Genomic DNA, 17,935 nt, shown 5'->3' with positions numbered 1-17,935 from the left:
ATGGGTTCAGGCCCGTGAACGTGGCCTTAACCGCGCAATCCGAGGCAACCCGGTTTACAGATCCTTACGGACATAGATGTCGTCGACACCGCAGAATTCCGCCAGAGTATAGCCTTTATTGCGCATCAGCGCCGGCAGCTCTGAACTGCCGGTATTGTTCTCGATCGCCCAGACATCGACCGGGTGGACCACGTGATCGAACGCGGCCAGCGCCGCCAGCTCGCCGCCCTCGATATCCAGCGACACGAAGTCGACCCGGTCCAGCCCGCTTTCGCGGAAAATCGCGTCCAGCGTGCGTGTGGGCACGGTGATGCGGTCCTCTGCATGGCGCGGATCGGCCCGGACGCGCGACAGCATCGCGTCGTCGTATTCGGCTTCCAGACCGCTCATCTGGGTATAGCCGCGGGTCACGGCGATAAAGGATGCGGTGCCGTCCGCATCGGCCACCGCATAGGGCAGGCAGGGGCTGCTGCGCCACAATTCCGCCATCTCGCGGTGCTGTTTCACCGGTTCGACCAGCACCCCGGTCCACCCCAGAACCCGTTCGAAATACAGCGAATTTGATCCAGTAATCCCGTCATAGGCGCCGATATCCAGAAACGTGCCACCGCGTTTGCCGCCCAGAAGACGCTCTACCACCCGGTCCTGCCCGGCCTGGGACGCATAGGCGAATCCCGGCGTCAGCATCGCCTCGACCTCGTGCATCATCCGCATCAGGGGGCCGCGACGTCGCGACCGTTCGGTCTGCAGCGCTGCGGCAAGGTCGGCGCGCACGCCAGCCAGATCGCGGCGGGCCGTCGCGATGCGCTCTGGCAGCGTGGCCGTCATCCGTCAGACCCCGGCGCGTAATAGGACTTCTCCTCGACGATCGTGGACCCCAGCAGCAGGTTGATCTGCTTCTTGATCGCGGCGCGTTCGTCGTTGGTGACATAGACCGCGCGCGCAAGGGCCACGAAGGCGGGACCGAAATCGTGGCGCGCCTCGCAGGCGCGTATGTCGTCCTCGATCGCCCACAGGTCCGCGTTCACCTCGAACAGGGCCTCCCACAGCGTCGCCAGCGCCGCAGTGCGCGGCAGGGCCGCATCGGCGATCTGCGTCAGCACCTGCTGTTCGTGGCGCACATGTGCCAGCTTGGCCGGATCGGTCATCTGTTCGGCCTTCAGCCGCAGGATCGTCAGCTTGTCGATCAACTCTCCGGGCGAGGTCGGGACCATGATTTCGGTCACGCTGCGGCCTTCCGGTCGTGCAACGCCCGGCCAACGTCCGCCATGACCCCGTCCCAGTCCAGCGGGCGGTGCTGCCGGAACAATCGCATCTGTGGATACCATGCCGTGCTGTCTCCTGTGTGGGAATAGACCCAGAATGCGTCCCAGTGCAGGACGCACCAGACCGGCACGCCCAGCGATCCCGCGATATGGGCCGTGGCCGTGTCGGACGTGATGACCAGATCGCAGGCCTGCATCATCGCCGCCGTATCGGCAAAGTCGCGTTCCGTGCTGCCGGTGTCGACGATGAAGGCATCCGCGCCGTCCGCATGATACGCCGCAATCTCCGGCCCCTTGTAGAGAGAGAAGAGCTGGACGCCCGCAATGTCCGTCAGCGGCAGGAAATCCCGGTGACTGAACGACCGGAAGGCATTGCCGCGATAAGTGACCGACCCGGTCCAGACCACGCCGACCTTCAGCCGGTCCGCAAAAGGGGCCACCAGCGCGCGCGCGCGGTCCTTGCTGTCGTCGGGGATGTGCAGCACCGTGGGCGCCGGGATCACGGGATCGGTGGCGAAATGCAGCGCCGCCAGATCCATCATGTTGATCCAGTAGTCCACCTGCATGTCCGGGCGCAGCGCGCCCACGATCAGATCGACACCCGCCATGTCCTGCAACAGCCGCAGCAGGGCTGGCTTCACGGCCATCACGACGCGGCAGCCCCGGTCGCGCAGCACCGGCATGAACCGCCCGAACAGCACCGCATCGCCAAAGCCCTGTTCCGGCAGCACCACGACAGTCTTGCCCTCCAGCGGCTCGCCCTGCCATTCGGGAAACGGCAGATCGCGCGGCTGCAACTCGCCCGCCTCCCAGCGCGCCTTGTAGCTTTGCAGCCCCGCCGCATAGTCGCCGGCCCCCAGCTGCGCAAAGGCCAGCTGCATCCGCAGCTCCGGATCGCCCGGCAGGCGCTGCAGCGCGTCCTGCGCACAGGTTATGGCCTCGCCGTACGCACCCTTGCCCCGCAGACAGCGCACGACCATCGCCAATTGCGCAGGGTCGTCAGGTTGCAGCGCCAGCAATCTGCGCCGCAGCGCGATGCTGTCGTCATACATCCCGATGTCCGACATGACGTTGGCGGCGTTGTTCATCGTGCTGGCCCCATCCGGGTCCAGCGCCAGCGCCCGCCTGTGCGCCCGCAGCGCCATCAGATGCTGCCCAGCCCGGCGATGCAGCACGCCCAGGTTCGACCACATCCCCGCCTCGTCGGGCGCCAACGCCAAGTAGCCGGCATAGGCGGCCAACGCCTCGGCCGTCCGGTCGGCGCTGTGCGCCTCGGCCGCGGCCTTGCGCAGGGTGGCACGTTGGTCCGCCATCGCCCTCAATCGGTCCTGTTACGCTTGATCGGCTGCACCAGCTTGGCAGGGCGGCGCGCCTCTGCTGCCTCGAACAGCGAAAACGTCTGGTTGACGTAGTTCACCGCGCCCGAGATCAGGTCCATGTACTCCGTCAGCTCCTCCGTCACCTCGACCTCCGACACCACGACCGACCGATCCTGCGGCGCCACCTCGAAGGTGCAGTAAAACAGCGGATCGCCCCGGTTCACCTTCAGCGGCTTGTCCGGATCGGCCCATTCGAAGGCCCACATCAGCGGGCGCGGCCAGACGTTGATCGGGAACCGCCCGCCAAAGATCGTGCCCGGCAGCGGCGTCTTGCTGTAATGCAGAAAGGGTGCGACCTGGCTCATGTAGACCGGCTCGTCCGCGATGAAGACGTAAGGCAGCTCCAGCTGGATCGTCGGCACACCCGGATAGCGCCACTCGTGCTCTGCGGTGATATGGATCTTTTCGCGCAGCTTGTTGGCGCGGATGCCCGACATGTCGCCGTTCAGATTGCGCATCGCGGGCTTGCCGTCCTTATCGCGCATGAATTCAAGGTTCAGGTCGAACGGACAGCGCACCATGAAATAGCGGCTTTCCATGTTGATGACCGCCGGACAGCGGCTGGCGCTTTTGGCATGGGTCTTGTTCATGTCGGCGGACCGCACCCGCTCTGGCGGGAAATAGACGATCCCGGCCTTGCGCTGGTTCAGGAACCAGCCGACCTGCACCGGACCGCGCCCCGGCTCTGCGCCTTGGGTATTCTCGAACTTGACCGATAACTGCATCGCCATAACCCTTTGCCGTTCACATGAAGTCGTGTCGGCGCACTGTCCGGATTGAACCGTCCGTGGTCAATATGCGGTTAATTGGGGCCTGAATTTGTTCGGGATGGCGCAACAATCAGATAATCGTACTTCGCCAGAAACAATGCCGCACCAATCGCCAGATCGACCCGCAGGCCCGTCAGCCGGGCGGCATCCGCAAGGCTCAGCGGTCCGTGATCGGCGATGATCCGGGCATAGGCCGTTATCCGCTCTGCCGGCAGCAGCGACCGCTTGTACAGCGCGCGCCCGTTCAGCGCATCCAGCGTCGCAAGGCCTGCGGCATCCAGCGGCCGCCTGCTCTGGACGATCCAGTCGCCGTCGGGCCGGTCCGTCGGGTAGCGGCCGTACAGGTCGAACGGGTCGATCTGCATCGGCGACAGCGGCGGCCGCACCGCCACCCCCCTGCGCCGCGCGGCCAGATCATCGCCCAGCGCCAGATACTGCGGGATGACCGCCGACCAATCCAGCGTCGCCGCGACATGCGCTTGCCCGGCGCGTCCCATCCGCGCCCGCAGCGCGGGATCGTCCAGCGCCACAAAGGCCGCGACATAGGCCGCGATGTCGATCTGCGTCTGTTGCTGCATCAGCACCAGATGCTGCAGATAGCCGTCCGTGCCATCCGCAAAGCGGGCCGCCAGATCGGCCCCGATCCGGTGGCCGCCACCGGTCATCCGCGTCGGGATCAGGAACCCCGTTTCACCGTGCAGCACCGTATCGCGAAACCCGTCCCAGTCCGGCATCACGACGGGCAAACCCGCCGCCATCGCCTCGACCGGCACAAGGCCGAAGGTTTCCTGAATATTGTCCACCGGCAGCGTGAACACATCGGCCCCCGCCCAGATGTGCCGCCGCACGTCCGCCACGCGCCCGTCGATGATCTGCATCGCGACAGAGGGGCACAGCGCCGCCGCCCCGTCGCGGTGCAACGCCTCCTCCTCGGGCCGCGTGGCATAGCCCACCATCCACAGGTGCACCGGCCGCCCGATCTGCGCCGCCACCTGTTCCAGCGCGATGAACAGCGGCGCGGGGTTCGCCTTTTCGACGCTCGTCAGACGCCCCATCGTCATCACGACCAGCGCCTGTTCCGGTGCACCGAACTGCCCGCGCATCCGGTCGCGCGCCCCCGGCACCGGCGCGAAATCCGCCGCATGAATCCCCAGCGGGATCACCGGCAGCTGCGGCAGCGGCACGCGGGTCGCCCCGAACCGGTCGCGGATAAAGGCGACCTCTTCTTCCATCTGCCGCGCCACCACACTCTGGACCGCGCGAGAGGTGCAGATGATCGCGTCCCAGTCCTCGACCGGGTTCAGCATCAGGTTATGCAGCCCCTCGATCACCCGCCGTGTGGACACCGTATGCGTGATCCCCACCAGACTGCACCGGTCCGCGCCAAAGCGTTGCCGCCGCCACGCCGCCGTAAGGTACCCCGGTCCGGGAAAGAACACCGTGCCGACTGCGGTGAAATCCGCATCCCCGCGCAGGGGCCATGTCTGCACGGGCCGTGCCTCGCCCAGCGCCTTGACCGTCTCGGCAAAGGCATCCCCCGCCGCCTTGTTTTCGACGACGGCGCTGACGCGCGGGCCGGGGACGTGGGTTAGAAAACCGCGCAGGAACGACTGACCCGCCGACCGGCGCCCCACCAGGTCCTTGCCCTCGCCTTCGATCGCATCCGCGTGAAAGAAGATGGCAGGCCCGTCGCGTCCCGTATCCGTCACCCGACGGCCACGTCGCGGCAGGCGTCCATATCCGACGCGACCGCCGCATCCAGCGCCTGTTGCAGCACGGCACCGCGCGCGAAATCGGGCAAGGCCCCCTGCCCCGCCCGCACCGCCGCGATGAAGCGGACGTAATTCGTCTCGACCGGCGGGACGGGCATATCCTGCCAAGTCCCCGCCGTCAGATCCGCCTCAAGACAGGCGCGCAGGATCGACTGGTTGTTCTCCCACCGCACATCCAGACCGCCTTTCGTGCCGAAGATGCGCAGCCGCAGGTCGTTCAGATGCCCGCTGGCCATGCGCGAGGCGTGGACGACCCCGACCGCTCCACTGGCCAGTTGCACCTGCATCGTGGCCGAATCGTTGGCATCCAGATCGTATTCCCCGATCCGCCCGCCCGGCGCCTTGTCGAAGGTCCGCAACCGGCACGACATCTGCGCCGTATCCGCCCCCGCCACGAAGGTCGCAAAATCAAGGATATGCACACCCACGTCGCCCAGCACGCCAAGGCTGCCGTGCTTGCTGCTCAACCGCCACAGCCACTGCGCCTCTTCGTTCCACTTGCCCCATGCCGGCTGCGTCAGCCAGCTTTGCAGGTAGGACGCCTCGAAATGGCGCACCGCACCGATGGCACCGCTGTCCACCAGCCGCGCTGCCTCCATCACCGCGGGCACGTTGCGATAGGTCAGATTGATCATGTTCACGACACCCGCGCGACGGGCGGCCTCGGCCATCTCTGCCGCTTCGGCGTAGTTCACGGCGAGTGGTTTTTCGCACAGCACATGCTTGCCCGCCGACAGCAGCGGCAGCGTCGTCGGGAAATGCACGGCGTCCGGCGTCACGTTCGACACCGCGTCGAATTCCCCCCATTGCAGTGCGTCGATCACCGAATCAAAGGCATGGGTGATCCCGTGCCTGGCGTTGAAACTGTGCAGGTTCTCGGGGTTGCGGTCCACGCCGCCGACCAGTTCGACCCCCTCCATCGCGGCATAGGCTTCGGCGTGGGCGTTCGCCATGCCGCCTGTGCCGACGATCAGAACGCGGACCGGCGTCAACGAAAACCCTCTTCGCCGTCCGCGTGCAGCTTCAGCCCGCGCTGCTCCAACGGCTCCAGCGCCTCCTCGATCGGCACGTTCGGCGCATCGGTCACGTCCTGCACGCGGACGGCCGGGTTATGCGCCCACTTCACTGCGTTGCGCAGCACCCGCTTCACGTTCTCGTCGAAATAGGTGGGATAGGTTTCGTGGCCGGGCCGGAAGTAAAACACGTTCCCCGCCCCGCGCCTGTAGGTCAGACCGGACCGGAACACCTCGCCGCCCTGAAACCAGCTGATGAAGACCGTCTCCAGCGGCTCCGGCACGCCGAAAGGCTCGCCGTACATCTCCTCGTTCTCCAGCTCGAAGAAATCGCCCAAGCCCGCCGCGATCGGATGATTGCGCGCCGTGACCCACAGCCGCTCGCGCTCGCCCGCCTCGCGCCAAATCAGGTTGCAGGGCGTGCCCATCAACCGCTTGAAGATCTTCGAGAAATGCGCCGAATGCAGCAGGATCAGACCCATGCCGCCCCAGACCGCCTCGGCGACACGCTCCACCACCGCGTCATCGACATCGCCGTGCGCCGCATGGCCCCACCACAGCAGCACGTCCGTCTCGGCCAGCCGTGCGGCAGTCAGGCCATGCTCCGGTTCCTGCAGGGTCGCGGTCGACGCGCTGATTCCCTTGCCTGCGTTCAGCGCCGCCGCGATCGCGCCGTGAATGCCCTCTGGATAGAGTTTTCCCACCACCTCATTATGGGTTTCATGGACGTTCTCGTTCCAGATGACCGCGCGTATCGCCATGTCAGACGCCTTTTTTCAAATCATTCCGGCGACACAGTGCATCGCGCCCGAAAAGCATGCAATGCCGACCTGCCCCGCACCAATATGTGTCAGCTCAAGTTTACACTTGCCGAACGCGTAACTGTCTAACTAAACTGACACTCATGAGCATCACCGTCCACACACCTGTCGCGTCCCGCCGCTTTCCCGCGCCCGCTGCCGTCGCGCGCCTGCTCAAGCCGTGGACATGGTTCCCGCCGATGTGGGCCTACCTCTGCGGCGCGGTCTCGGTCGCGGCCAGCGCCGACTGGGGCCTGATCGCGCTGGGCGTCCTGCTGGCGGGTCCGATCACCTGCGGCATGAGCCAGGCCGCCAACGACTGGTGCGACCGCCACGTCGACGCGATCAACGAACCGGACCGGCCCATTCCGTCCGGCCGCATCCCCGGCCGCTGGGGCCTGTGGATCGCGCAGGGCATGACCGTCCTGTCGCTTGCCGTCGGCTGGTATCTCGGCCCCTTCGTCTTCGGTGCCACGATCCTCGCCTGCGCCGCCGCCTGGGCCTATTCGGTCGAGCCTGTCCGCGCCAAACGGTCTGGCATCTGGGGCCCGCTGCTGTGCGGTCTTGCCTATGAAACGCTGCCATGGGTGACGGGGGCCGCCGTCCTCGCGTCGGGCACGCCATCGCCGCAGGTGATAGGCGTCGCGACACTCTACGGCCTTGGCGCTTACGGCATCATGACCCTCAACGATTTCAAGGCGATCAAGGGCGACCGGCAGATGGGCCTGCGGTCCCTGCCCGTCATGGTTGGCCCCGACCGCGCCGCCCGCATCGCCTGTGCCGCGATGATCGTCCCGCAACTCGCCGTCATCGCCCTGCTGACCCTCTGGGACAAACCGCTGCATGCGCTTGCCATCGCCGCCCTGACCGCCATCCAGATCGCCGCCATGCGCACCCTGCTCCGCGACCCCGAAGGCAAGGCGCAGTGGTATCAGGGCATGGGTATCCTCTTCTACATCAGCGGCATGATGATCGCCGCTTTTGCCTTGCGCCAGATCGGAGCCTGACATGCAGCTTTCATGGTTTCAGATCGTCCGCCTCGGCCTCGTGCAGATGTGCCTTGGCGCGATCGTCGTACTGACGACATCGACCCTGAACCGCCTGATGGTGGTGGAACTCTCGCTCGCCGCCGTCGTGCCGGGGATGCTGGTCGCCCTGCATTACGGCATCCAGCTCTCGCGCCCGAAATGGGGCTTCGCCTCTGACGCGGGCGGCCAGCGCACCCGATGGATCATCGGGGGAATGGTGGCGTTGGCCTGCGGCGCGCTGATGGCCACGGGCGCGATCCTGATCTTCCCGCAATCCTTCGCGCTGGGCATGGGCGTCTCGATCATCGCCTACGCCCTGATCGGCCTCGGCGTCGGTGCCTCGGGCACATCCCTGCTGGCCCTGATCGCGACCACCACCGCCCCCCACCGCCGCGCCGGGGCCGCCACGGTCACATGGCTGATGATGATCTTCGGTATCGCCGTCACCGCCGGCACCGTCGGCGCGCTTCTGACCCCCTACACCCCCGCCCTGCTGCTGGAGGTCGTCTTTACCGTCACCTGCGCCGCGATCCTGCTGACCATCCTCGCCGTCTGGGGGGTCGAGCGTCGCCTGATCGCGGTCACGGAGCCCGACCCCACCCGGTTCCGCGACGGCCTGCGCGAAGTCTGGTCCGAGCGGCGCGCGCGCAATTTCACCCTCTTCGTCTTCCTGTCGATGACCGCCTACTTCATGCAGGAACTGATTCTGGAGCCATACGCCGGCCTCGTCTTCGGCTTCACGCCAGGCCAATCGACCTCGCTGTCAGGCGCCCAGAACGGCGGCACCTTCATGGGCATGCTCTGCGTCGGCATCCTCGCCACAGGCTTCAAGATCGGCGGATTGCGCGGCTGGGTCGTGGCGGGCTGCATCGGGTCCGCCTTATCGCTCGCCGCCCTCGCGCTGATCGGCCCCATGGGACCGGGCGCACCGCTGGTCCCTGTCACCGTCGCACTCGGCTTTTTCAACGGCGTCTTTGCCGTCGCCGCCATCGGGTCGATGATGGCACTGGCGGGTCAGGGCCGCGACCGCCGCGAAGGCACGCGCATGGGCCTTTGGGGCGCCGCACAGGCCCTTGCGGCGGGCTTCGGCGGGCTGTCGGGTGCCGCCCTCGTCGACGTCCTCCGCCTGACCACCCAAGACACCTCCGCCTTCGGCAGCGTCTTTCTGTTCGAGGCCACCCTCTTCCTCGCCGCCGCCGCCATGGCGGCCCGCATCATGGACCGCAAGCCGGTCATCACAGCCAACCTCGTTCCGGGAGAATAACCATGCAATATGATGTCGTCGTCGTGGGCGGTGGCCCGTCCGGTGCAACAGCCGCTGACGATCTGGTCCGGTCCGGCCACCGGGTGGCCCTGCTGGACCGCCTTGGCCGGATCAAGCCCTGCGGCGGTGCGATCCCGCCCCGCCTGATCGCGGATTTCTTCATCCCCGACAGCCAGATCGTGGCGAAAATCACCACCGCCCGCATGGTGTCCCCCTCGGGGCGTCACGTCGACATCCCGATCGAGGATGGCTACGTCGGCATGGTGGACCGCGAACACTTCGACGTCTTCTTGCGCGACCGCGCGGTGGCCGCAGGGGCTGACCTGATCGCAGGCACCTTCGTCAGGATCACCCGCGATGCAGACGGCACCCATGTCGTCTATCGCGACAAGGCGGACGGCACGGAAAAGACCCTGTCTGCCAAGCTGGTCATCGGCGCCGACGGCGCCCGGTCCAAGGTCGCGGCCCAATGCGTGCCCGGCGGCGACAAGATCCCCTACGTCATCGCCTACCACGAGATCGTGGTGGCGCCGACCAAGACGGCCACCTACGACCCCACCCGCTGCGACGTGATCTACGACGGCAAGATTTCCCCCGACTTCTACGGCTGGATCTTTCCGCACGGCGGTCAGGCCAGTATCGGTATGGGATCGCTGGTGAAATCCGTCGACGTGAAACAGGCCACCGCCGACCTGCGCGCGGCCCACGGGCTGACCGACTGCAAGACGATCCGCCGCGAAGGCGCGCCGATCCCGCTGAAACCGCTGGACCGCTGGGACAACGGCCGCGACGTGGTGCTGGCGGGCGATGCGGCAGGCGTTGTGGCACCGTCCTCCGGTGAAGGGATTTATTACGCCATGGTCGGTGGCCGGGTCGCTGCGACAGCGGCCGCAGCAAAACTGCGCACCGGCCGGATCAAGGATCTGCAACTCGCCCGCCGCCTGTTCATGAAGGAACACAAGCAGGTGTTCCGCGTCCTTGGCGCGATGCAGAACGCCTATTACAAGTCCGACGAGCGGCGAGAGCGGTTTGTCTCGCTCTGTCACGACGTGGATGTTCAAAAGCTGACGTTCGAGGCCTATATGAACAAATCACTGGTAAAGGCACGACCCATGGCGCACCTCAAGATCGGCATCAAGAACCTCGCCCACCTCTCTGGGCTGGTGGCCGTCACCCGCACATGACCGTGATGATCCCCGCATGGATCGACGGCACGCTGACGCCCGTCGAAAAGCTGGAGGCCCACGTCAAGGGCCTGCGGCACAAGGCAATCAGCGTTTTCGTCATGCGGGGCGATCATGTGCTGATCCAGCAGCGCGCGTTGTCGAAATACCACACCCCAGGCCTTTGGGCGAACACCTGCTGCACCCATCCCGCCTGGGGCGAGGACTCGGCGGCCTGCGCCGCCCGGCGTCTGGACGAGGAACTGGGCATCACCGGGCTGACCCTGACCCACCGGGACCGGATTGAATACCGCGCCGATGTGGGCGGTGGCCTGATCGAACACGAGGTGGTCGAGGTCTATCTGGCGCAGGCCCCCGCCCGCCTGCCCCTCGCCCCCAATCCCGATGAAGTCATGGCAACCCGCTGGGTGTCCCTCTCGGACCTGCGGCGCGAGATTACGACGACACCAGCGCTTTTCACGCCATGGCTGCGCATCTATCTGGCCGAGCATGCCGCTGCGATCTTCGGCGAGGCTCTTGCGACCTGACACCACGGCCTTTGACCGGTCTTGAAGTCTTGCCGTTTCGATGGGACACAGTGATTGACGTCGTTGCAACCGGAACTGGTGCAGACGACGCCCATCAATGCCAGTCCAATTGATCGGTCGGGCAGCAGGAGAGTCTAGAAAGCGATGCCAGAGACCACGATGGAATGGGACGCGCTGTTCCGGCAATTGCCAGCGCCCTGTCTGGTGCTGGACCGAGACATGAACATCGTGGCCGCGTCATCGCAATATCTGGCCTCCGTGAACAGGCAACTCGATGACATCAAGGGCAAATATGCCTTCGATATCTTTCCCGAGGATGACGACCGGCTGGCCATGTTCAAGGACGCCATACAGCGTGCCCTCGACGGCGAGGCGAACGCCCTTGTCGCGGTGCCCTATGCGATTCCCGTCCTCGATTCCGACGGTCAGCCGACCGGCCAGACGCGAGAGATCTGGTGGACCTGCCAACACAATCCCGTGGTCTCGTCCGACGGCAAGATCCGCTACGTCGTGCAGAACGCGCAGGACGTCACCCAGCAGGTGATGGCAGAGCAGCTGAAGGACACGGTGGCCAGCGAACTGCACCACCGGGTCCGCAACATCTTCTCCTTGATCTCTGCCACCGTAAAGCGGACGGCCGCCCATTCCGAGGATCTTGCGGATTTCGAGGCCAAGTTCGAAGGGCGGCTGATGGCCCTGTCGCGCACCCATGCCTACCTGACCGGAGACAACTGGGACGGCATCACCATCGACCAGATCGTTGGGCGCGAACTGGCGGAATACCACGACCTTGGCAGTGAACAGGTCAGTGTCAGCGGCACACCGATCGTGATGAACGCGACAGAAGCGCAGATCCTGACCCTCGCGGTGCACGAGCTGACCACCAATTCGGTCAAATACGGGGCGCTGAAATCCCCGACCGGACGGTTGGATATCGTCTGGACGGTGGCGGATACGGGCGGATACGACTTTGAATGGCGCGAACATGGCATCCGGATAGACCAGCAGCCCGATCGCAAGGGATTCGGGTCGTTCATCCTCGACAGTGTCGTGCCGGCGCAGTTGAAGGCCAAGGCGCGGCGGGACTTCCAGCCGGAGGCCTTCACCTACCAGCTGTCAGTGTCGGAGCGGACGACCTCGCGCTAGCGCCGGCCCCCGCGAATACATTTCAGACTCCAAATGTTTCGCACGCGATACATATTATGTAAAACGAGGGGTATTTGTTAACTATCCCCACCTTGCCGCGGCGCGGGTCCGCGCGGTGACGTGTCCGCGTCCGAGAACCGGATCGGCGTCCGCATCCCCGGCACCCCATCCAGATCGACCTGCATGCCGCGATGCACGATCTGCGGGTCGGCAAAGACCTGTGCCATGTCGTTGATCGGACCGGCGGGAATCCCGTGCGCCTCGCAGGCGGCCAGCAGGTCGTCGCGGGTGCGCAGGATCGTCTTCGCCGTCAGCAGGTCCGTCAGGCTGTCGCGGTGGGCGACGCGGTCCGGGTTGGTGATGAAATCCGGATGTTCCGCCAGATCGGGCAGGTCCAGCACGGCGCAGAGCCTGCGGTATTGGGAATCGTTGCCGGTGGCGATGATGATATGGCCGTCGGCACAATCGAAGACCTGATAGGGTGTCAGGTTGGGATGCGTATTGCCCGTCCGCGTCGGTGGCGTCCCGGTCGTCAGGTAGTTCATCGCCTGATTGGCCATCACGGCCACCGCGCAATCGAACAGCGCCATGTCGATCTGCTGGCCCTTGCCCGTCGTCTGCCGCTGGTGGACGGCGGCGAGGATCGCTGTGCTGGCATACATGCCGGTGAACAGGTCCGCCACGGCGACACCGGCGCGTTGCGGCTGTCCGCCGACCTCTCCGGTGATCGACATCAGGCCGGACATACCCTGGATGATGTAATCATAGCCCGCACGGTGGGCGTAGGGGCCGTCCTGACCGAAGCCGGTGATGGAACAGTAAATCAGGCGCGGATTGATCTCCGACAGGCTGGCATAATCGAGGCCGTATTTCGCAAGACCACCGACCTTGAAGTTCTCGATCACGATATCGGCTTTGGCGACCAGATCGCGGACCTGCTGCTGCCCTTCCGACGTGCGGAAATCGGCGGTGACAGAGGTCTTGCCCCGGTTCGTGCCGTGGAAATAGGCCGCCGTCCGCTCGCCGTCGTGGTCCACCCAGGGCGGGCCCCAGCGACGGGTATCGTCACCTTCGGGGCTTTCGACCTTGATGACCTCTGCCCCCAGATCCGCCAGCGTCTGACCGGCCCAGGGGCCGGCCAGAATGCGCGCCAGTTCGATGACGCGCAGACCTTCGAGGGGCCGCATCAGGCTGGCATCGCGTCGTCGATGATCTTCTTCATGTCGGCGTAGGACATGTTTGAATACTTCGTACCGTCGATCAGGAAGGACGGGGTGGAGTTGATGTCGTCCGCCTTGGCGTTCGCCTCGTACCAGGCGACGAGGTTCTGCGCCGTGGCCCCGTCGTTCAGGCAGGTATCCAGCATCTCGTCGGTCAGGCCGGCGGTCTTGCCCAGCTTGCGCAGGTTCTGCGCGATATTCGCGGGATCGCCACCGGCGGTCCAGTCGCGTTGCTTGTCGTACAGCATGTCGGCGATGCCGAAGAACCGCATTTCCCCGCCACAGCGCGCGATCATCGAGGCCCAAAGGCCGAAGCGGTCGAAATAGACCTCGCGGTAGGTGAACTGCACCTTGCCGGTGTCGATGTAGTCGGCCTTGAGCTGCGGCCAGACGGTGTCGTGGAATTCGGCACAGTGCGGGCAGGTGAAGCTGGCGTATTCGGTGATCTTGACCGGCGCGTCGGCGGACCCGATCGTCATGTCGGCGATGGCAGAGGGGTCTGCCGGCGTGTCGGTCTGGGCGTTGGCCATGCCGACCAGCAGGCTGTTCTGCGGGCTGTTCAGGTTCAGCGCGAAGGCGCTGCCAAGGACCAGCGTGGCGCCACCGGCGGTGAGAAGGGTTCTGCGTTTCATGTCACTTACCTCAGGTTCGGTTTTTGTGTTTTGACAGGACGTTGGCGGCCAAAGCCTCCAGTGCCGTCCTCAGATCGTCATTCGCGACGCCGCTTGCAACCGCGCGGGCGCGGTCCTGTGTTGCGGCGTCGGGCTGTGGGGGTGCTTTCGGGGCGGGCGAAAAGGCCACGCGCCCTTCGGCAAAGCCGGTGGGTGCCGTCTGCGTGATGCGCACCCGCGCGATGGCACGGTAGCCGTAGCAGGCGTTCACCTTTTCGAGGATCTGCAGCTTCTGCATCTCCAGCATCGGGGCGTTCGCGCCCGTCGTCAGCAAGGTCAGGGTCGCGCCCAGCGCGCCGCGGCCGTAGCTGACGCTCACCGGGGTTGCCACGCTGGACACCTGTTCGCCCACGAATTCGGCCCAATGGGTCAAAAGACGCGTCTCGGCAAAGCCGCGCCCTTCGCTGCCCGCGCGGATGCGCGACTGCATCAGCGTGACGGCGCGGGAAAAGCCGCGGGTGGAAGAGGTGCGGTGTGGCTGTTTCATGGTCACGGTCTAGTCTATGTCGTGCCGCACGCCAAGTCAGCGCGAGGGGGCATGAATTATGCGTGACCGATCATTGCAACTGCTGGACTGGTACGATGTCCATGCGCGGTCCATGCCGTGGCGCGTGCCGCCCGGCGATCGCAAGGCGGGGGCCTTGCCTGACCCCTATGGCGTCTGGCTGTCAGAGGTCATGCTGCAACAGACCACCGTGGCCGCCGTGCGCGATTACTGGCGCAAATTCATCGGGTTGTGGCCGACCGTTGCCGATCTGGCAGCGGCAGAGGATGCCGATGTCATGGCCGCCTGGGCGGGGCTTGGCTATTACGCCCGCGCGCGCAACCTGCTGAAATGTGCCCGCGCGGTCGTGGCGGATCATGGCGGGGTATTTCCGTCCGATCACGCGACGCTGCTGACGCTGCCGGGGATCGGGCCCTATACCGCCTCTGCCGTGGCGGCGATTGCCTTTGACCGACCCGAGACGGTGCTGGACGGCAATGTGGAACGTGTGATGGCGCGGCTTTACGATGTGCATACGCCCTTGCCTGCGGCAAAACCGGAGTTGATGACGCTGGCCGCCGCCCTGACACCAGACGAGCGGCCCGGCGACTATGCGCAGGCGGTGATGGACCTGGGTGCGACGATCTGCACGCCGAAGTCGCCGGCCTGCGGGATATGTCCGTGGCGCGACGATTGTGCGGGCCGGATCGCGGGGACGGCACCGATGCTGCCAAAGAAGACGCCAAAGAAGGCGGTGCCGGTGCGGCGCGGATTCGCTTACGTCGTGCGGCGCGCCGATGGGGCGTGGTTGCTGGAAACGCGGGCCGAAAAGGGTCTGCTGGGGGGCATGCTGGGGTTTCCGGGGTCGGACTGGTCGGATGATCCGCAACCTGCGCCCCCGGTGCAGGCCGACTGGCAGGTGCTGGACGCCACGGCACGGCACACATTCACGCATTTCCATCTGGAACTGGTGATTCTCTGGGCCGTCGTGGCGACGGATGCAGTCCCCGACCGGGGGCAATTCGTGGCTGCAGGGGCCTATTCACCGGCGTCATTACCCACCGTCATGCGCAAGGTGCATGATCTGGTCGCGGATTCTTTACCAATTCGCTGATAAAAAGGCTTAATCTGCGGGTATGACGCTGGCAGAGAGGACGCCATGACCGCCACCGCCACCACACCTGTCATCAGCCGCCTGTCGGCAGCGCTGCCGTTCTGGCTGTCGCTGCTGCTGATTCCCATCGCGTGGATCTCTGCGGTCTGGGGCGGCTGGGCGGTGCTGCTGTTGCCGGTCTGCACGTGGTACCTGTTTGGCGTGATCGACATCTTCGCGGGCCTGAACGAGGCGAACGAGGACCCCGACACGCCCGACGACCAGTTATGGTGGTATCGCATCATCACCATCGTCTGGGCGCCGGTGCAGGCGATATCCCTGTTCGGGATGATCTTCTACGCGACGCGGGCCGATCATCTGGACGGCTGGGAACTGACGGGGCTGTTCTTTGGCATGGGCGTCATCACCGGGACCATCGGCATCAACTATAGCCACGAGTTGATGCACCAGCGCCCGAAGATCGAGCGCTGGATGGGGGATATCCTGCTGGCGATGGCGCTGTATTCGCATTTCCGGTCAGAGCATCTGCTGGTGCATCACCGCTATGTCGGCACGCCGCGCGATCCGGTGACGGCGCGGTATAACGAAGGATTCCACCGTTATTTCCCGCGTGTGCTGGCGCAATGCTACGGCTCTGCCTTCCGGGCAGAGGCGGCGATGCTGGCCCGCAAGGACCGGCTCTGGCACGACCGCAGCAATCCGTTCTGGCGGTATTGGGCGCTGCAACTGGTGTTTCTGGCGCTGGCGCTGGCGGTCGGCGGCTGGCTGGGGGTGGCGCTGTTCCTGTGGCAGGCCTTTATCGCGGCGTGGCATCTGGAACTGGTCAATTACATCGAACACTACGGTCTGACGCGGGAACATCTGGGCGACGGCAAGTATGAATACGTCAAGCCGCACCATTCGTGGAACTCGGCCCAGAAGGCGTCGAACTGGTTGCTGATCAACCTGCAGCGCCATTCGGACCATCATTACAAGCCCGACCGCCGGTTTCCCCTGCTGCAGACCTACAGTGCCGAGGATGCGCCGCAATTGCCCTACGGCTATTCGATCATGGGGATCGTGGCGATGGTGCCGCCGGTCTGGCGGCGCATGATGAACCCGCAGGTGCGGGCGTGGCGGCAGAAGTATTATCCGCAGATCACGGATTGGTCGCCCTACAAGAACGCGACCAATCCGTGGCCCCGCTGACTTAGGTCGGATCAGCGCCGACGCGGACCAGTTGCTTGCCGAAGTTGCCGCCCTGCAGCATTTCGAGGAAGGCATGCGGCGCGTTTTCCAGCCCCTCGGCGATGTCTTCGCGGTAGGTGATGGTGCCGTCGCCGACCATCGGGCCGACCTGATCCATGAAGTCGCCGAACTTGTGGAAGTGTTCGAAGATGATGAAGCCTTCAACCAGCAGACGCTTTGTCAGGATATTGCGCCAGACGGCGGGCAGGGGCTGCGCATCCTTGATGCCCTGACCGGAATACCAGGCGATCATGCCGCAGACGGCAATGCGGCCGTGGATGTTCATGTTGGCCAGCACTGCCTCCAGCGTCTTGCCGCCGACGCTTTCGAAGTAGACGTCGACGCCGTCGGGGGCGGCCTGCGCGATCGCCTTGCCCAGCGATTTCGCGTCGTGGGCGTGGTGGTCGAGGCAGACGTCGTAGCCCAGCTCCTTGACGGCATAGTCGCACTTTTCGGGCCCGCCGGCGACGCCGATGACGCGCATGTTCTTGGCCTTGGCCAGTTGCCCGACCATGCCGCCGACGGCGCCGGTCGCGGCGGAAACGACGATGGTCTCGCCATCCTTGGCGCGGCCGATGTCATTCAGGCCGACCCAGGCGGTGATGCCGGGCATGCCCAGCACGCCCTGCGCGGTCGAGATCGGGGCCACGGCGGGATCGACGATCCGCACGCCTTCGCCATCGCTGATCGCGTGGGACGTCCAGCCGAAGGACCCGGCGACGATCTTGCCCACGGGGAAGTCGCTGTTCTTGCTTTCCATCACTTCGGCCACGGTGCCGCCTTCCATGACGTCGCCCAGTTCCACCGGCTTGGCGTAGGATTTGGCGTCGTCCATGCGGCCGCGCATGTAGGGGTCCAGCGACAGCCAGATCACGCGGACGAGGATTTCGCCGTCCTTGATCGCGGGCAGGGTCGCGGTTTCCGTGCGGAAGTTTTCGGTGGTCGGTTTGCCGTCGGGGCGGCTGGCGAGCACGATCTGTTTGGCTTCGGTCATCGGTCTTCTCCTTGCGATTTGTGCAGGTTCTAGCACTCAACGCATCGTCTGACAGGATGACCCCAAGGGAATCCGCA

General features: G+C 65.3%; 18 protein-coding genes. 7 read left to right on the top strand and 11 right to left on the bottom strand.

The window, feature by feature from the left end; all coding sequences use genetic code 11:
• Positions 1 to 54: 54 nt before the first annotated feature.
• The 7 genes from GLR48_RS05745 to GLR48_RS05715 all read right to left on the bottom strand — a co-directional run bounded on the left by GLR48_RS05745 (position 55) and on the right by GLR48_RS05715 (position 6,960).
• Positions 55 to 828, bottom strand: a complete 774-nt coding sequence (locus GLR48_RS05745) for an FkbM family methyltransferase (protein ID WP_237059540.1) — start codon at positions 826 to 828, stop codon at positions 55 to 57.
• Positions 825 to 1,226, bottom strand: coding sequence for a DUF6165 family protein (locus tag GLR48_RS05740; protein ID WP_237059538.1), 402 nt, complete (start codon positions 1,224 to 1,226; stop codon positions 825 to 827). Before GLR48_RS05740 ends, GLR48_RS05745 begins: the two co-directional genes overlap by 4 nt.
• The gene (locus GLR48_RS05735) at positions 1,223 to 2,578 is read right to left on the bottom strand and encodes a tetratricopeptide repeat-containing glycosyltransferase family protein (RefSeq protein WP_237059537.1); all 1,356 of its coding nucleotides are present in this window, start codon (positions 2,576 to 2,578) and stop codon (positions 1,223 to 1,225) included. Before GLR48_RS05735 ends, GLR48_RS05740 begins: the two co-directional genes overlap by 4 nt.
• Before the next feature lie 5 nt (positions 2,579 to 2,583).
• Positions 2,584 to 3,369, bottom strand: a complete 786-nt coding sequence (locus GLR48_RS05730) for a hypothetical protein (protein WP_237059536.1) — start codon at positions 3,367 to 3,369, stop codon at positions 2,584 to 2,586.
• 77 nt (positions 3,370 to 3,446) lie between these two features.
• The gene (locus GLR48_RS25920) at positions 3,447 to 5,123 is read right to left on the bottom strand and encodes a glycosyltransferase family 4 protein (protein WP_237059535.1); all 1,677 of its coding nucleotides are present in this window, start codon (positions 5,121 to 5,123) and stop codon (positions 3,447 to 3,449) included.
• The gene (locus GLR48_RS05720) at positions 5,120 to 6,178 is read right to left on the bottom strand and encodes a Gfo/Idh/MocA family protein (RefSeq protein ID WP_237059534.1); all 1,059 of its coding nucleotides are present in this window, start codon (positions 6,176 to 6,178) and stop codon (positions 5,120 to 5,122) included. The genes GLR48_RS25920 and GLR48_RS05720 overlap by 4 nt, the downstream gene beginning before the upstream one ends.
• Entirely contained in the window at positions 6,175 to 6,960 is a 786-nt protein-coding gene (locus tag GLR48_RS05715) for a ThuA domain-containing protein (RefSeq protein WP_237059533.1), read from the bottom strand. Before GLR48_RS05715 ends, GLR48_RS05720 begins: the two co-directional genes overlap by 4 nt.
• Positions 6,961 to 7,103: 143 nt before the next feature.
• Between GLR48_RS05715 and chlG the strand changes: the two genes are divergently transcribed.
• The 5 genes from chlG (at position 7,104) to GLR48_RS05690 (ending at position 12,148) form a co-directional block, all read left to right on the top strand.
• Entirely contained in the window at positions 7,104 to 8,006 is a 903-nt protein-coding gene (chlG, locus tag GLR48_RS05710; RefSeq protein WP_237059532.1) for a chlorophyll synthase ChlG, read from the top strand.
• Between the two features lies 1 nt (position 8,007).
• Positions 8,008 to 9,291, top strand: a complete 1,284-nt coding sequence (locus GLR48_RS05705) for a BCD family MFS transporter (RefSeq protein WP_237059530.1) — start codon at positions 8,008 to 8,010, stop codon at positions 9,289 to 9,291.
• A gap of 2 nt (positions 9,292 to 9,293) precedes the next feature.
• Positions 9,294 to 10,475, top strand: coding sequence for a geranylgeranyl diphosphate reductase (locus GLR48_RS05700; RefSeq protein ID WP_237059528.1), 1,182 nt, complete (start codon positions 9,294 to 9,296; stop codon positions 10,473 to 10,475).
• The gene (gene idi / locus GLR48_RS05695) at positions 10,472 to 11,002 is read left to right on the top strand and encodes an isopentenyl-diphosphate Delta-isomerase (protein ID WP_237059526.1); all 531 of its coding nucleotides are present in this window, start codon (positions 10,472 to 10,474) and stop codon (positions 11,000 to 11,002) included. Before GLR48_RS05700 ends, idi begins: the two co-directional genes overlap by 4 nt.
• Before the next feature lie 144 nt (positions 11,003 to 11,146).
• Positions 11,147 to 12,148 (top strand): HWE histidine kinase domain-containing protein, encoded by a 1,002-nt coding sequence (locus GLR48_RS05690; RefSeq protein WP_237059524.1) that lies wholly within the window; start codon positions 11,147 to 11,149, stop codon positions 12,146 to 12,148.
• Positions 12,149 to 12,225: 77 nt separating this feature from the next.
• Here the strand turns inward: GLR48_RS05690 and GLR48_RS05685 are convergent, their stop codons facing one another.
• From GLR48_RS05685 to GLR48_RS05675, 3 genes are read right to left on the bottom strand one after another with little or no spacing between them, the layout of a single operon-like run.
• Positions 12,226 to 13,338, bottom strand: a complete 1,113-nt coding sequence (locus GLR48_RS05685; protein WP_237064392.1) for a CaiB/BaiF CoA transferase family protein — start codon at positions 13,336 to 13,338, stop codon at positions 12,226 to 12,228.
• Positions 13,335 to 14,000 (bottom strand): DsbA family protein, encoded by a 666-nt coding sequence (locus tag GLR48_RS05680; protein ID WP_237059521.1) that lies wholly within the window; start codon positions 13,998 to 14,000, stop codon positions 13,335 to 13,337. Before GLR48_RS05680 ends, GLR48_RS05685 begins: the two co-directional genes overlap by 4 nt.
• A gap of 10 nt (positions 14,001 to 14,010) precedes the next feature.
• The gene (locus GLR48_RS05675; protein WP_237059519.1) at positions 14,011 to 14,526 is read right to left on the bottom strand and encodes a DUF721 domain-containing protein; all 516 of its coding nucleotides are present in this window, start codon (positions 14,524 to 14,526) and stop codon (positions 14,011 to 14,013) included.
• 58 nt (positions 14,527 to 14,584) lie between these two features.
• Here GLR48_RS05675 and mutY point away from each other — a divergent pair, with 58 nt between their 5' ends.
• Both mutY and GLR48_RS05665 read left to right on the top strand, forming a co-directional pair.
• Positions 14,585 to 15,637, top strand: a complete 1,053-nt coding sequence (gene mutY, locus GLR48_RS05670; protein ID WP_237059517.1) for an A/G-specific adenine glycosylase — start codon at positions 14,585 to 14,587, stop codon at positions 15,635 to 15,637.
• A 45-nt stretch (positions 15,638 to 15,682) separates the two neighbouring features.
• Complete coding sequence (locus GLR48_RS05665; RefSeq protein ID WP_237059516.1) at positions 15,683 to 16,825, top strand: alkane 1-monooxygenase; 1,143 nt, start codon at positions 15,683 to 15,685, stop codon at positions 16,823 to 16,825.
• A gap of 1 nt (position 16,826) precedes the next feature.
• On the opposite strand, the gene GLR48_RS05660 is transcribed toward GLR48_RS05665, so the two are convergent.
• Complete coding sequence (locus GLR48_RS05660) at positions 16,827 to 17,858, bottom strand: NADP-dependent oxidoreductase (protein ID WP_237059515.1); 1,032 nt, start codon at positions 17,856 to 17,858, stop codon at positions 16,827 to 16,829.
• Positions 17,859 to 17,935 lie beyond the last annotated feature (77 nt).

Origin of the sequence: Loktanella sp. M215 (genome assembly GCF_021735925.1) — a bacterium.
GTDB lineage: Bacteria > Pseudomonadota > Alphaproteobacteria > Rhodobacterales > Rhodobacteraceae > Loktanella.
Note: the sequence above shows the minus strand (reverse complement) of the source record. Positions and strands in the feature narration are given on the sequence as shown.

Bases quoted from the DNA above. Each gene is read 5' to 3' on its own strand.
- GLR48_RS05700 (WP_237059528.1), top strand. From the start codon at position 9,294: ATGCAATATGATGTCGTCGTCGTGGGCGGTGGCCCGTCCGGTGCAACA.
- chlG (WP_237059532.1), top strand. From the start codon at position 7,104: ATGAGCATCACCGTCCACACACCTGTCGCGTCCCGCCGCTTTCCCGCG.
- GLR48_RS05665 (WP_237059516.1), top strand. From the start codon at position 15,683: ATGACCGCCACCGCCACCACACCTGTCATCAGCCGCCTGTCGGCAGCG.
- GLR48_RS05675 (WP_237059519.1), bottom strand. From the start codon at position 14,526: ATGAAACAGCCACACCGCACCTCTTCCACCCGCGGCTTTTCCCGCGCC.
- GLR48_RS05715 (WP_237059533.1), bottom strand. From the start codon at position 6,960: ATGGCGATACGCGCGGTCATCTGGAACGAGAACGTCCATGAAACCCAT.
- GLR48_RS05745 (WP_237059540.1), bottom strand. From the start codon at position 828: ATGACGGCCACGCTGCCAGAGCGCATCGCGACGGCCCGCCGCGATCTG.
- GLR48_RS05735 (WP_237059537.1), bottom strand. From the start codon at position 2,578: ATGGCGGACCAACGTGCCACCCTGCGCAAGGCCGCGGCCGAGGCGCAC.
- mutY (WP_237059517.1), top strand. From the start codon at position 14,585: ATGCGTGACCGATCATTGCAACTGCTGGACTGGTACGATGTCCATGCG.
- GLR48_RS05690 (WP_237059524.1), top strand. From the start codon at position 11,147: ATGCCAGAGACCACGATGGAATGGGACGCGCTGTTCCGGCAATTGCCA.
- GLR48_RS05705 (WP_237059530.1), top strand. From the start codon at position 8,008: ATGCAGCTTTCATGGTTTCAGATCGTCCGCCTCGGCCTCGTGCAGATG.
- GLR48_RS05730 (WP_237059536.1), bottom strand. From the start codon at position 3,369: ATGCAGTTATCGGTCAAGTTCGAGAATACCCAAGGCGCAGAGCCGGGG.
- GLR48_RS05680 (WP_237059521.1), bottom strand. From the start codon at position 14,000: ATGAAACGCAGAACCCTTCTCACCGCCGGTGGCGCCACGCTGGTCCTT.
- idi (WP_237059526.1), top strand. From the start codon at position 10,472: ATGACCGTGATGATCCCCGCATGGATCGACGGCACGCTGACGCCCGTC.
- GLR48_RS05660 (WP_237059515.1), bottom strand. From the start codon at position 17,858: ATGACCGAAGCCAAACAGATCGTGCTCGCCAGCCGCCCCGACGGCAAA.